Annotated in this window: 15 protein-coding genes and 1 pseudogene; 14 read left to right on the top strand and 2 right to left on the bottom strand. The window is 38.2% G+C overall.

All coding sequences use genetic code 11. The features are described 5' to 3' along the window. The first annotated feature begins 3 nt into the window (after window positions 1-3). The 3 genes and pseudogenes from ptsP to SK629_RS05935 all read left to right on the top strand — a co-directional run. A complete protein-coding gene (ptsP, locus tag SK629_RS05945; RefSeq protein WP_042901027.1) occupies window positions 4-1,737 on the top strand; it encodes a phosphoenolpyruvate--protein phosphotransferase in 1,734 nt (577 codons plus the stop codon). A gap of 238 nt (window positions 1,738-1,975) precedes the next feature. Then, a complete protein-coding gene (locus tag SK629_RS05940) occupies window positions 1,976-2,470 on the top strand; it encodes a YkgJ family cysteine cluster protein (protein WP_042901026.1) in 495 nt (164 codons plus the stop codon). Window positions 2,471-2,527: 57 nt separating this feature from the next. After that, window positions 2,528-3,067, top strand: a pseudogene (locus SK629_RS05935) (ClbS/DfsB family four-helix bundle protein); the annotation flags it as partial. 97 nt (window positions 3,068-3,164) lie between these two features. Here the strand turns inward: SK629_RS05935 and dhaQ are convergent. Both dhaQ and dhaS read right to left on the bottom strand, forming a co-directional pair. Beyond that, entirely contained in the window at window positions 3,165-4,154 is a 990-nt protein-coding gene (gene dhaQ / locus SK629_RS05930; RefSeq protein ID WP_042901023.1) for a DhaKLM operon coactivator DhaQ, read from the bottom strand. Further along, window positions 4,151-4,681 (bottom strand): dihydroxyacetone kinase transcriptional activator DhaS, encoded by a 531-nt coding sequence (dhaS, locus tag SK629_RS05925; protein WP_042901021.1) that lies wholly within the window; start codon window positions 4,679-4,681, stop codon window positions 4,151-4,153. Before dhaS ends, dhaQ begins: the two co-directional genes overlap by 4 nt. Before the next feature lie 153 nt (window positions 4,682-4,834). On the opposite strand from dhaS, the gene dhaK reads away from it, so the two are divergent. The 11 genes from dhaK (at window position 4,835) to SK629_RS05870 (ending at window position 12,424) form a co-directional block, all read left to right on the top strand. Then, complete coding sequence (dhaK, locus tag SK629_RS05920; RefSeq protein ID WP_042901020.1) at window positions 4,835-5,824, top strand: dihydroxyacetone kinase subunit DhaK; 990 nt, start codon at window positions 4,835-4,837, stop codon at window positions 5,822-5,824. A 21-nt stretch (window positions 5,825-5,845) separates the two neighbouring features. After that, window positions 5,846-6,421, top strand: coding sequence for a dihydroxyacetone kinase subunit DhaL (gene dhaL, locus SK629_RS05915; RefSeq protein WP_042901018.1), 576 nt, complete (start codon window positions 5,846-5,848; stop codon window positions 6,419-6,421). Continuing rightward, entirely contained in the window at window positions 6,421-6,795 is a 375-nt protein-coding gene (gene dhaM / locus SK629_RS05910) for a dihydroxyacetone kinase phosphoryl donor subunit DhaM (protein ID WP_042901017.1), read from the top strand. Before dhaL ends, dhaM begins: the two co-directional genes overlap by 1 nt. A 561-nt stretch (window positions 6,796-7,356) precedes the next feature. After that, complete coding sequence (locus SK629_RS05905; RefSeq protein ID WP_042901015.1) at window positions 7,357-8,088, top strand: hypothetical protein; 732 nt, start codon at window positions 7,357-7,359, stop codon at window positions 8,086-8,088. Window positions 8,089-8,376: 288 nt separating this feature from the next. Then, a complete protein-coding gene (locus SK629_RS12945; protein ID WP_042901563.1) occupies window positions 8,377-8,556 on the top strand; it encodes a hypothetical protein in 180 nt (59 codons plus the stop codon). 111 nt (window positions 8,557-8,667) lie between these two features. Continuing rightward, entirely contained in the window at window positions 8,668-8,880 is a 213-nt protein-coding gene (locus SK629_RS12620; RefSeq protein ID WP_042901014.1) for a hypothetical protein, read from the top strand. Between the two features lie 48 nt (window positions 8,881-8,928). Next, window positions 8,929-9,141 carry a hypothetical protein gene (locus SK629_RS12615; RefSeq protein ID WP_042901562.1) on the top strand — a complete coding sequence of 71 codons (213 nt, stop codon included), beginning with the start codon at window positions 8,929-8,931 and terminating at the stop codon, window positions 9,139-9,141. Window positions 9,142-9,261: 120 nt separating this feature from the next. Further along, entirely contained in the window at window positions 9,262-9,954 is a 693-nt protein-coding gene (locus SK629_RS05885; RefSeq protein WP_042901013.1) for a YjjG family noncanonical pyrimidine nucleotidase, read from the top strand. A gap of 61 nt (window positions 9,955-10,015) precedes the next feature. Beyond that, on the top strand, window positions 10,016-10,669 hold the full coding sequence (locus tag SK629_RS05880; RefSeq protein ID WP_042901012.1) for a uracil-DNA glycosylase: 654 nt from the start codon (window positions 10,016-10,018) through the stop codon (window positions 10,667-10,669). 9 nt (window positions 10,670-10,678) lie between these two features. After that, window positions 10,679-11,143 carry an NUDIX hydrolase gene (locus tag SK629_RS05875; protein WP_001135772.1) on the top strand — a complete coding sequence of 155 codons (465 nt, stop codon included), beginning with the start codon at window positions 10,679-10,681 and terminating at the stop codon, window positions 11,141-11,143. A gap of 12 nt (window positions 11,144-11,155) precedes the next feature. Beyond that, a complete protein-coding gene (locus SK629_RS05870) occupies window positions 11,156-12,424 on the top strand; it encodes a dihydroorotase (protein ID WP_042901011.1) in 1,269 nt (422 codons plus the stop codon). Window positions 12,425-12,459 lie beyond the last annotated feature (35 nt).

Below are 12,459 nucleotides of genomic sequence, written 5' to 3'. Positions count from 1 at the left end.
AAAATGACAGAAATGCTTAAAGGAATCGCAGCATCTGACGGTGTTGCAGTTGCAAAAGCATATCTACTCGTTCAACCGGATTTGTCATTCGAGACTATTTCAGTCGAAGATGCAAATGCAGAAGAGGCTCGTTTGGATGTAGCTCTTGAAGCTTCTCAAAACGAGCTTTCTCTTATCCGTGAGAAAGCTGTAGGTACGCTTGGTGAAGAAGCGGCTCAAGTTTTTGACGCTCATTTGATGGTCCTTTCTGATCCAGAATTGATTGGTCAGATTAAAGAAACAATTCGTGCTAAGAAAGTCAATGCAGAAGCAGGTCTTAAAGAAGTGACTGACATGTTCATCACTATCTTTGAAGGTATGGAAGACAACCCATACATGCAAGAACGTGCAGCGGATATCCGTGACGTGACAAAACGTGTATTGGCAAATCTTCTTGGTAAGAAATTGCCAAACCCAGCTTCTATCAATGAAGAAGTAATCGTGATTGCGCATGACTTGACACCATCTGATACAGCTCAATTGGACAAAAACTTTGTAAAAGCTTTTGTAACAAATATCGGTGGACGTACAAGCCACTCAGCTATCATGGCACGTACACTTGAAATTGCAGCTGTATTGGGAACAAATAACATCACTGAAGTAGTGAAAGACGGCGATATCCTTGCCGTTAACGGAATTACTGGTGAAGTGATTATTAACCCAACAGATGAACAAGCGGCAGAATTTAAAGCAGCTGGTGAAGCTTATGCTAAACAAAAAGCTGAATGGGCCCTTTTGAAAGATGCTCAAACAGTGACTGCTGACGGTAAACACTTCGAGTTGGCTGCTAACATCGGTACTCCAAAAGACGTTGAAGGTGTTAACAACAACGGTGCAGAAGCGGTTGGACTTTACCGTACAGAGTTCTTATACATGGATTCTCAAGACTTCCCAACAGAAGATGAGCAGTATGAAGCATACAAGGCTGTACTTGAGGGAATGAATGGTAAACCAGTGGTTGTTCGTACAATGGATATCGGTGGAGATAAGGAACTTCCTTACTTCGATATGCCACACGAAATGAACCCATTCCTTGGATTCCGTGCCCTTCGTATCTCTATTTCTGAAACTGGAGATGCAATGTTCCGTACACAAATCCGTGCCCTTCTTCGTGCTTCTGTTCATGGTCAATTGCGTATCATGTTCCCAATGGTTGCTCTTTTGAAAGAATTCCGTGCAGCCAAAGCAGTTTATGAAGAAGAAAAAGCAAACCTTCTTGCGGAAGGTGTTGCAGTTGCGGATGATATCCAAGTTGGTATCATGATTGAAATCCCTGCAGCAGCTATGCTTGCAGACCAATTTGCAAAAGAAGTAGACTTCATGTCAATTGGTACAAACGACTTGATCCAATACTCAATGGCGGCAGACCGTATGAACGAACAAGTTTCATACCTTTACCAACCATATAACCCATCAATCCTTCGCTTGATTAATAACGTTATCAAGGCAGCTCACGCTGAAGGTAAATGGGCTGGTATGTGTGGTGAGATGGCTGGTGACCAAAAAGCTGTTCCACTTCTTGTCGGAATGGGCTTGGATGAATTCTCTATGTCAGCGACATCTGTACTTCGTACACGTAGCTTAATGAAGAAATTGGATACTGCTAAGATGGAAGAGTACGCTAACCGTGCCCTTACAGAGTGCTCAACAATGGAAGAAGTTCTTGAACTTCAAAAAGAATACGTTAACTTCGATTAATGTCATTAACCTTGTAACTTAGTTGCAAGGTTTTTTTGACGTATTTTGGAAAAGTATAATAGATTGAAATAAGATATGAACAAAGAGATTAGGAAAGTCAAATTAATTTCTAGAAACGTTTTAGAATCCTTAGTGTACTATTCTAGGTTCAATACACTATATTGTCTAATAAAGTCCACTTTTAAATGCTCCAGAGGCATGGTATAATAGGGAAAGTAATTAGAATAAGAGAGAAATCATGTCTAAAGAAATTGATATTGAGTATTACCACCAGCTAGCCTTGCAAAAGCAGAAGGAGCACCGTAAAGTTTTAGCCAATTTAAAGAAAAAGCCACCAAAAAATTTAGATAAGCTAGCCCAGCAGATTCACCAAGAAGTCTTTGAGGAGATTGATTGTACTGCCTGTGCTAACTGTTGCAAGACATTGGGACCTGACTTCAAGGAAGCAGACATCACTCGTATTGCTAAGTACTTTAAGATGAAATTACCAGCTTTTGAAGCGGAGTTTCTGCAGGTAGATGAAGATGGTGATAAGGTTTTTAAATCCATGCCTTGTCCCTTTCTAGGAGGAGATAATCTCTGTTCCATCTATGATGTTCGTCCAAAGGCCTGTCGTGAATTCCCCCATACAGACCGCAAAAAGATCCATCAAATCAACCATTTAACGATTAAGAATACCTTGACCTGTCCAGCAGCCTATCTCTTTGTTGAGAAATTAAAGGATAAGTTGTAGAGATTTAAAGGATAAAAAATTTCTAATAATAACTAGTAATGTGAAGGGAGTACTCCTGTTCCTAGACCAAAAACAAAAGAGGAGCTAGTGCTGGCCTCTAAGGAAAACTATGAGAAGCTCAATCGTTTCATCTCCCAACTAAGTGAAGATGAGATACAGACTCCATTTGATTTTTCAAGAGACCCAAATAAAAAGGAAGCTCACTGGAAAAGGGATAAAAACCTGCGGGATGTCTTGATCCATCTTTATGAATGGCAGCAGTTACTTTTGACCTGGGTACATTCTAATCAAAAAGGTCACGAAAGATCTTTTCTTCCTGAACCTTATAATTGGAAAACTTATGGACAAATGAATGTCGCTTTTTGGAAGAAGCACCAGAAAACCTCCTTAGAAGAAGCGACTAGACTCCTAGAACAATCACATAGAGAGGTTTTAGAGTTGATAGAAGTTTTTAGCAATGACGAACTCTTTACCAAAGGTGTCTATAAGTGGACAGGAGGGACAAGTCTAGGTTCCTATTTTATCAGTAGCACCTCCAGTCACTATGATTGGGCTCTGAAAAAACTCAAAGCTCATCGGAAGAATTGTAAGGGATAGATGGCCTATTTGAAATGGCAAGAATGAGTTCTTTTAAACGTAAGATAAAAACAAAGGGCTACCAAGTGATGTAGCCCTTTTGAGTTATACAAGTAAATTACCATGCAAAAGCTGTTGTTGGAGCATTGAGAGCTTCTAACCACTGCTTATTTTTTACAGGGCATAGAGTTACAGATATACCTGCCATATCCAGACTGGTCATAAATGTTCCTGATTTTATAAAAGTAATAGCGACTCCTTCAATTTCTAAGAGTTGAAGGAGATCATTGATAAATATTCCCATTTCTAGATTGGTAGTAGTGCCTAGATTATTTACAAGCAATATAAATTGATCACCCTTTTTCCAATGATAGTGCAATCTTAATTTACTTATAATTTCATTTGCAAGGATTTCCGATGATTGGAATGGGACGATACGATAGCCTTCTTCGCCATGTATCCCAATACCATAAGAAATATTTCCTTCTTCCAAGTTAAATAGTGGAAGGGTGGCTTGAGGGAGACTAGCCGATTTCGTTGCAAAGCCAATTGTTGCGATTTCGGGAGCAAGCTGATGACCTAAATCAGTTAGTTGCTCGATGTCGGCACCATTTTGAGCTGCATATCCTAGAACTTTATGAAGTAAAATAGTCCCTGCAAGCCCTCTTCCTCTAATTTGAAATCTATTGTGAGGTTCAATAGAAATATCGTCGTGTGCTAGACTATAGCCGACCTTAATTCCTTCTTGTCTAGCAGTATTAATGGCCCAGCTAAATTCTTTGATGTCTGCTTCGAAATTTTTTACAATGATGAAGACACCGTGACCATTGTTTAAAAAACGAATGGACTCTAAGATTTCAGTTCTTGTAGGAGGAGTAAATAATTGGCCATAGATAGCAGCGGTAAGCATCCCTTCTCCCACATATCCAATATGAGCAGGTTCGTGACCTGAACCTCCACCTGACAATATTGGAACCTGATGAGGATTGCGATTTTTTTGATAGACTAATGGTAAGGTAGGGTGTTTTTCTAATTCAGGGTGACTGCTAACAGTTGCCGAAATGTAACTTGAAATAATTTTCTGTTTATGATTTGAAATAAATGTCATTGTGGTCTCTTTCCAATAATTGTCATGATTAGAAAGTCTGGTTGTGGAACTGGACTTTTTTTATTGACGTAAGCCTTCACGATTTCTGCTAGAGCATGTGAATGATAGTCTAACAAAAAACAAGTATAAGCAGATGAATCGATATCAATCTGGCCATATTCTCTTAAAATTTTTGATACCAGCAAGCGACAGTAACTTATAAAGTGGTCATAGAAGTTATTTTGCCCTTGAATATCAAAAAGTTGAATATAAAAGTAACGCTCTTGTTCGAAATAAAAAAATAATTCTTGCAATAGTTTTTGGCCTGAAATGAAGTCCAAGTTATTGGTGATGTACTCGGTTAAGTCATTTTCAAATATCCAGTCTAGCAGTTCATATTTGTCAAGAAAGTGATTATAAAAGGTCTGTCTACGAATGCCAGCTGATTCCATGATATCTACAATAGAGATTTTATCAAATTCTCTAGTAGCTAATAGGTCTCTAAATGCCTTGGCAATCCGTTTTTTTGTAATGAGTGATGATGCCATAGGAAACCTTTCTTTTACTTCCTTCATTTTACCAAAAAATTTTTTTAAACGGGTTTAAAAGGGGACAAATAATAGAATCTGTCCCTTATCAGCCAGCGATAAAAAATATATAATGAAAGCGAAAACAAAGGTAGATGCCGAAAGGAGTTTCTCATGAAAAAAATTATAAATGAACCGACACAGGTTGTTGATGAAATGTTGCAGGGATTGTCATTCATGCATGATGACTTGGTAGAACGCTTAGATGGTTTTGATGTCATCGTTAGAAAGGCAGAAAAGACGGGAAAAGTTGGACTCATTTCAGGTGGAGGATCAGGACATGAACCAAGTCATGCTGGATTTGTAGGAGAAGGAATGTTGTCTGCTGCCATTTGTGGCGCAGTCTTTACATCACCTACTCCAGACCAAATTTTAGAGGCCATTAAGGCGGCTGATGAAGGTGTTGGAGTTTTCATGGTCATCAAGAACTATTCTGGGGACATTATGAACTTTGAAATTGCACAAGAACTTGCTGAAATGGAAGGCATTGACGTAGCAAGCGTTGTGGTTGATGATGATATCGCTGTTGAAAATAGTCTCTATACCCAAGGTCGTCGAGGTGTTGCAGGTACTATATTAGTCCATAAAATTTTGGGTTCCGCAGCTCGTTCTGGTAAGTCATTAGCTGAAATGAAGGACTTGGCCGATAAACTTGTCTTAGAAATTAAAACAATTGGGCTGGCCCTGTCTGGAGCAACCGTTCCTGAGGTTGGGAAACCAGGTTTTGTTCTAGAAGATGATGAATTTGAATATGGAGTTGGTATTCATGGTGAGCCAGGATATAAAAAAGAGAAAATGCAACCTTCAGCACAATTGGCCTCAGAATTGGTTAAAAAACTATCTGAAGGTTTCCAACTTAAAGCTGGTGAACGCTATGGCCTTCTCATTAATGGTTTAGGAAGCACTCCTCTTATGGAACAATATGTATTTGCAAATGATGTGGCAAAATTGCTCCATGAAAAAGGTGTTCAGTTGGCATTTAAGAAAATTGGAAACTATATGACTTCAATCGATATGGCTGGTTTGTCATTGACATTGATTCGATTGGCAGATGATGAGTGGTTGGATGCTCTAAATGCACCTGTTACTACACCAGCTTGGTAAAACTCAAGGAGGAAATGTCAAATGAATGCTGAACAAGCTCTTGAATGGATGAAGCTTTTTAATGAAAAGATTCAAGAACAGAAAGATTATCTTAGTGAACTAGACACACCTATAGGAGATGGAGACCACGGTGGAAATATGGCGCGTGGCATGGCTGCAGTTATGGAAAACTTAGAAGGAAAGCAATTTGAGACAAGCAGTGATGTCTTTAAACTTGTCTCAATGCAACTATTGAGTAAGGTAGGCGGTGCTTCTGGTCCCTTGTATGGCTCTGCTTTTATGGGAATGTCCAAGGCTGATTCTCATTCAAAATTAGAAGAAATCTTACAAAGTGGTTTGGATATGATTGTCAAACGTGGGAAAGCAGTAGTTGGAGAGAAGACAATGGTTGATGTTTGGACTCCTGCTATTGCTGCCTTGTCTGATGGCCAATTGACTCAAGAGGTTATTGATAAGGTAGTGAATGCTACCAAAGATTTACTTGCAACTAAAGGAAGGGCATCTTATGTAGGAGAACGTTCTCTCGGACATATTGATCCTGGATCATTCTCATCAGGATTACTCTTTACTGCTCTTTTAGAAACTGGGGTGGTTTAATGGAAAGTATAGGTCTTGTTATCGTTTCACATTCCAAAAATATTGCACAAGGTGTTGTTGAACTGATTGGTGAAGTGGCTAAAGATGTTCCGATTACTTATGTAGGAGGAACCGAGGACGGAGGAATTGGAACTAGTTTTGATCAAGTAGATAGGGTTGTTTCTGAAAATCCAGCAGATACTTTACTTGCCTTTTTTGACCTAGGTTCTGCTAAAATGAACTTAGAAATGGTGGCTGATTTTAGTGATAAGAGTATTATCATCAACAGGGTTCCAATTGTAGAAGGCGCCTATACTGCAGCTGCTCTTCTTCAGGCTGGGGCAGAACTGTCGGTTATTCAAACACAGTTGGAGGAGCTTGAAATCAATAAATAAGGAATTTTACTATAACTCTTTTTATAGGTGAGCTAATTATTATCTCAACTATCAAATTTTAAGTAAATAATTTCAAAATCAGAAAGGGATTGCTTTATGCAGTTCCTTTTATTTTAACAGGAGTAAAGCTATAGTGTTTCTAAATTGTGAATCAATCAAAACTGATTGTTATGGGACTATTCTAGCTTTAGAATTCTTTAAAAATTAAAATTTAAGGCAATCAATGGTTTAGAAGAGTACGAAAACATTTAGTTTATAGGAATTCTAGGCCTAGAATTGCAAGGATATTTATGAAATCAAGGTATTCGATAGTTAGGATTGATCTATTCTGAAAGATTTGGGCTAACAATCTTCTAGAATAGTGTTTTGCCAATGAATTTTGTTGAAAGATTCCTTGTTTTATGATAGTCTAAAGTAAAAGAAAGCCCTACCATTATATTTGTATCTTTAATCTGACTTGGTTTAGGTCTAGAAGAGGGATAGATATTTTGGATCTCCAAATAATAATAATATTTTCATTTGCAAAAAATGTATTTCAACTTACATATTAGGAGTAGGTAGATGAGTAATCTAGAGTCAATTCGTAAAGCTCACATCATCGTGTGGGGTGCCTATCTATTTTTATCATTAAGGGCGCCGTTAATTAGCAGTACTGAGTATCTCTTGCTTATTTTTTTAGCGTTTCTCTATTCGATAGTATCGCTACCTATATACTCTGTGAAGAATAAAATAGTATCCATTTGTCTGGCTATAAACTCAATTCTGTTAATTAGTTTCCCGATTTTAATCAATAAATATTTTCCAGGAAAGGTTTCTACTTATATCGTATTAATAATTATTTTTATCCTGGAGTTCTTAATCTTTAATATAATTGGTAAAGATTTTGATACTAGATTAGCTAGCGAGTATAGGAAAATCAGTCAGTTTAAAAGTAAGATGTCTCAATCTCCTTGGATAAAATACTTAGAGATTTCTAGTTTTATATTAACTATATTTCCATTTATTCTTAATGGTACAGTTGATAATTGTGTATTGGCTCTTATCTTTTTGATAAAAATTTGTGTAGATACTACGATAAAGATTCTATTAAACAGAATCTTTAAGACAAGTAAGGCAATGAAAAGGAGGATATTTTCTCTTTTTGTACTAGATTTGATGGTCTATATATTTTTAAGTTATGTTTTAGTGATACAAACAGACGGATATCTGTTTTCAATTCTACTAATTTTTTCTAATTTTTCACTTCCCTTTGTCAGAGAAAAAGAGTATGAATTATTTAAAAACAAGAAATGAGATAGATATGGTTAAATCTTAGTTCTCTTTAAAATCAAATCAGGTAGAGAAAGGATATTTTATCTAGGTAACAAAGTGCTTTAAACGCAGTCGACGATTACTAATTAGAGAACTATCCTAACCATGCAACGTTAAAGAGGAGAAATCTTATGAAACTCGTATCACCAAATAATTATGCTGCTATTGAGTAAGAAGAGATGAGATGTCTTGATGGGGGATTATCTCTACATAAAGACGGGAGAATGTTACAGTAAACGTAGTCAATGCTTATTTTATGGGGAATTAAATATGTTTAAACTAAGTGATAAAATCAGAATGGTCTTTGCTCTTTTAGGAGTAAGTTCCATATTGGTTAGTATGTATCTTATACCTTTTATTAAAACTGAGAATAAATTTTGGGAAATACTTTTATTTATATTAGGTGTATTGCTAATTGGAATTGCGTTACTAAATCCCCTAAAAAATTAAATTTTAGAATAGTATTAGTGAGTAGGTAATCATTTATTGATTGGATTTTTAATGCTATTGATGAATGGGATGGAAAAAGTGACAATAAATTAAGAACAGGGTGATAGTATTATGATGGTTATTTTAATTTTGATGGTTGTGGTGTTTCTGTATTATGTAATTACAGAGTATTTTCAGAATAGTTATATTGACTGTACACTATTTCTAACATTGCTGATTTCTCATTTGATATGGGATTACTATTTTTTACCCATTGAAGTCTTAGTAGCATTAAGTGGAGTAAATTTGTTGTCAAGATTTTTCAAAAAAAAGAGAAGTCAATAGAGTTGTTTGTGGATTATAAAGATAAAAGGTAAAATGGGGATATTTAAAATGAAACATTTTTTTGCAGGAATTGGTGAGATAAGATTTAGTAATTATCTATTGTCTCTATGTGTAGGACTAGCCCCTCTTTTTCATACATATGTCATAGGTTCGGAAATGAGTTTTGTGAAAATAGTATTATCTATTTTGGGAGTCATATTTGTAGGTATTTTAACTATTGCTCGAATTTATAGGAGATTTTTCTATAATTCACTAGAATAGTATGGGTTAGTTAATCCATTAGAACGATTATTCTTTGTGGTACTATACTACTTTTAAGTTTGTACATTGAACAGCTGGCTGAAGTGACAGTTGTTTATCTTCAGAAAGGAAAACCTGAAATTGTCCTACAAATTTCTACTCTTCGATCTCGACCACACCTTGCTTGATTTTGATGCTGCTGAGGATGTGGCTTTGACGCAACTTCTAAAAGAAGAAGGGGTTGCAGATATTCAGGCCTATAAAGACTATTATGTTCCTATGAACAAGGATCTCTGGAAGGACTTGGAGCAAAAGAAAATTAGTAAACAAGAGCTGGTTAACACGCGCTTTTCTCGTTTATTTGCTCACTTTGGACTGGAGAAAGATGGTAGTTTTCTAGCCCAGCGTTACCAATTTTACCTCGCCCAACAGGGGCAAACTCTTTCAGGCGCTCATGAACTTTTGGACAGTCTCATCGATCGTGATTATGACTTGTATGCTGGGACAAATGGCATTACTGCAATTCAGACAGGGCGTTTGGCTCAGTCTGGTCTGGCACCTTATTTCAATCAAGTCTTTATCTCTGAACAGTTGCAAACACAAAAACCAGATGCTCTCTTTTATGAAAAAATTGGTCAACAGATTGCTGGATTTAGTAAAGAAAAGACTCTGATGATTGGAGATTCCCTAACAGCTGACATTCAAGGTGGCAACAATGCTGGGATTGACACGATTTGGTACAATCCTCATCACCTCGAAAACCCCACACAAGCCCAGCCAACCTACGAAGTCCATTCTTACCAAGACTTGCTGGATTGTTTAGATAAACTGTAAAAAGTGGTTTAGATAACCACTTTTTGCTATAATAGAGGCAGTAAAAATGAAGGAGTCGGCTATGGAACACTCGTCTTGGCATGCTTTGATTAAGGCGCAATTACCTGAGGGTTATTTTGGGAAAATCAATCAGTTTATGAATCAGGTCTATTCTCAGGGGGCTATTTATCCGCCCAAGGAAAAGGTTTTTCAAGCTCTATTGACAACACCGCTTGAAGATGTTAAGGTGGTGATTCTAGGGCAAGATCCCTATCACGGGCCAGGTCAAGCTCAGGGCTTGAGTTTTTCTGTACCTGACTCTATCCCAGCTCCGCCGTCCTTGCAAAATATCTTGAAAGAATTGTCAGATGATCTTGGTGTTAAGAAATCCCATGATTTGACAGCTTGGGCTAAGCAAGGAGTCTTGCTTCTTAATGCATGTTTGACGGTTCCTGCTGGACAGGCCAATGGTCATGCTGGTCAGATATGGGAGCCTTTTACGGATGCTGTGATTCAGGTGGTCAATCATCTAGATAGACCAGTCGTTTTTGTACTCTGGGGATCCTATGCACGCAAGAAGAAGGCATTGGTTACCAATCCTCATCACTTGATTATCGAATCAGCCCATCCCAGTCCTTTGTCAGTCTATAGAGGATTTTGGGGTTCCAAGCCTTTTTCCAAGGCTAATGCATTCTTAAAAGAGACAGGACAAGAGCCAATCGATTGGCTTAGATAAGGAGAAAATATGCCTCAGTTAGCGACGATTTGCTACATTGATAACGGAAAAGAACTGCTAATGCTCCATCGTAATAAGAAACCCAATGATGTCCATGAAGGCAAATGGATTGGTGTGGGTGGTAAGCTAGAGCGAGGAGAGACCCCTCAGGAATGCGCGGCGCGTGAAATCCTCGAAGAGACAGGACTGAAAGCCAAGCCAGTTCTAAAAGGTGTCATCACTTTTCCTGAATTTACGCCAGATTTAGACTGGTACACCTATGTTTTTAAGGTGACAGAGTTTGAAGGGGACTTGATTGACTGCAATGAGGGAACGCTGGAGTGGGTTCCCTATAACGAGGTTTTGAGTAAGCCGACTTGGGAAGGTGACCATACCTTTGTTGGGTGGCTTTTAGAAGATAAACCCTTCTTTTCAGCCAAGTTTGTTTATGATGGGGATAAATTGTTGGATACCCAAGTTGATTTCTATGAATAAAGGAGAAAGCAGATGCTACTAATTAAAAATGGTCGTGTAATGGATCCCAAGTCTGGCTTGGATCAAGTGTGTGATATCTTAGTCCAAGAAGGTAAAATTGTCGAAATTGCGCCTGAGATTAAAGAAGAAGGAGCAGAGATAATTGATGCTACTGGTCTTGTAGTTGCTCCTGGCTTGGTCGATATTCATGTTCATTTCCGTGAACCTGGTCAAACCCACAAGGAGGATATCCATACTGGTGCCCTAGCCGCCGCTGCAGGTGGTTTTACAACTGTCGTCATGATGGCTAACACTAGTCCAACCATCTCGGATGTAGAGACTTTGCAAGAAGTTCTCCAGTCAGCTGCCAAAGAGAAGATTAATGTTAAGACGGTTGCGACCATTACGAAAAACTTTAATGGCCAAAATTTGACAGACTTTCAGGCACTCTTAGAAGCAGGTGCGGTTGGTTTCTCTGATGACGGTATTCCACTTGAAAGCAGTAAAGTTGTCAAGGAAGCCATGGAGGAAGCCAAAAAGCTTAATACCTTTATTAGTCTTCATGAGGAAGATCCAGGTTTGAATGGGATTCTTGGATTTAACGAAAACATTGCTAAAGAACATTTCCATATCTGCGGTGCGACTGGGGTGGCTGAGTATGCTATGATGGCGCGTGATGTCATGATTGCCTATGCAACCAAGGCCCATGTTCACATCCAGCATTTATCTAAGGAAGAAAGTGTTAGAGTAGTTGAGTTTGCTCAAGGATTGGGAGCGCAAGTTACAGCAGAAGTAGCGCCACAGCATTTTTCTAAGACCGAAGCACTTCTTTTGACACAAGGTAGCAATGCTAAAATGAATCCGCCGCTTCGTTTGGAATCAGACCGTCGTGCCGTTATAGAAGGTCTTAAATCAGGCGTCATCACAGTTATCGCAACTGACCACGCGCCTCATCATGCAGATGAAAAAAATGTTGAGGATATTACCAAAGCGCCATCTGGTATGACAGGTTTGGAAACATCTCTTTCTCTCGGATTGACTTATTTGGTCGAAGCTGGTGAGTTAAGTTTGATGGAATTGCTCGAAAAGATGACCTATAACCCAGCTAAACTTTATAACTTTGAAGCAGGTTACTTGGCTGAGAATGGTCCAGCGGACATCACTATTTTTGATGCTAAGGCTGACCGCCTTGTGGATTCCCATTTTGCTTCCAAAGCAGCTAATTCACCATTCATCGGTGAAAGCTTAAAAGGGCAGGTTAAATACACTATCTGTAAAGGACAAATCGTCTATAAAAACTAGGTGGAAGTCTGCTCTGTAAACTAGAAAAATAGAGA

The sequence above is a fragment of the Streptococcus mitis genome (genome assembly GCF_000722695.1).
Lineage (GTDB): Bacteria > Bacillota > Bacilli > Lactobacillales > Streptococcaceae > Streptococcus > Streptococcus mitis_O.
This window is presented reverse-complemented; position numbering and strand designations above follow the sequence as displayed.

Excerpts from the sequence above, each read along its gene's own strand:
- ptsP (WP_042901027.1), top strand. The coding sequence starts at position 4 with ATGACAGAAATGCTTAAAGGAATCGCAGCATCTGACGGTGTTGCAGTT.
- SK629_RS05940 (WP_042901026.1), top strand. The coding sequence starts at position 1,976 with ATGTCTAAAGAAATTGATATTGAGTATTACCACCAGCTAGCCTTGCAA.
- dhaQ (WP_042901023.1), bottom strand. The coding sequence starts at position 4,154 with ATGACATTTATTTCAAATCATAAACAGAAAATTATTTCAAGTTACATT.
- dhaS (WP_042901021.1), bottom strand. The coding sequence starts at position 4,681 with ATGGCATCATCACTCATTACAAAAAAACGGATTGCCAAGGCATTTAGA.
- dhaK (WP_042901020.1), top strand. The coding sequence starts at position 4,835 with ATGAAAAAAATTATAAATGAACCGACACAGGTTGTTGATGAAATGTTG.
- dhaL (WP_042901018.1), top strand. The coding sequence starts at position 5,846 with ATGAATGCTGAACAAGCTCTTGAATGGATGAAGCTTTTTAATGAAAAG.
- dhaM (WP_042901017.1), top strand. The coding sequence starts at position 6,421 with ATGGAAAGTATAGGTCTTGTTATCGTTTCACATTCCAAAAATATTGCA.
- SK629_RS05905 (WP_042901015.1), top strand. The coding sequence starts at position 7,357 with ATGAGTAATCTAGAGTCAATTCGTAAAGCTCACATCATCGTGTGGGGT.
- SK629_RS12945 (WP_042901563.1), top strand. The coding sequence starts at position 8,377 with ATGTTTAAACTAAGTGATAAAATCAGAATGGTCTTTGCTCTTTTAGGA.
- SK629_RS12620 (WP_042901014.1), top strand. The coding sequence starts at position 8,668 with ATGATGGTTATTTTAATTTTGATGGTTGTGGTGTTTCTGTATTATGTA.
- SK629_RS12615 (WP_042901562.1), top strand. The coding sequence starts at position 8,929 with ATGAAACATTTTTTTGCAGGAATTGGTGAGATAAGATTTAGTAATTAT.
- SK629_RS05880 (WP_042901012.1), top strand. The coding sequence starts at position 10,016 with ATGGAACACTCGTCTTGGCATGCTTTGATTAAGGCGCAATTACCTGAG.
- SK629_RS05875 (WP_001135772.1), top strand. The coding sequence starts at position 10,679 with ATGCCTCAGTTAGCGACGATTTGCTACATTGATAACGGAAAAGAACTG.
- SK629_RS05870 (WP_042901011.1), top strand. The coding sequence starts at position 11,156 with ATGCTACTAATTAAAAATGGTCGTGTAATGGATCCCAAGTCTGGCTTG.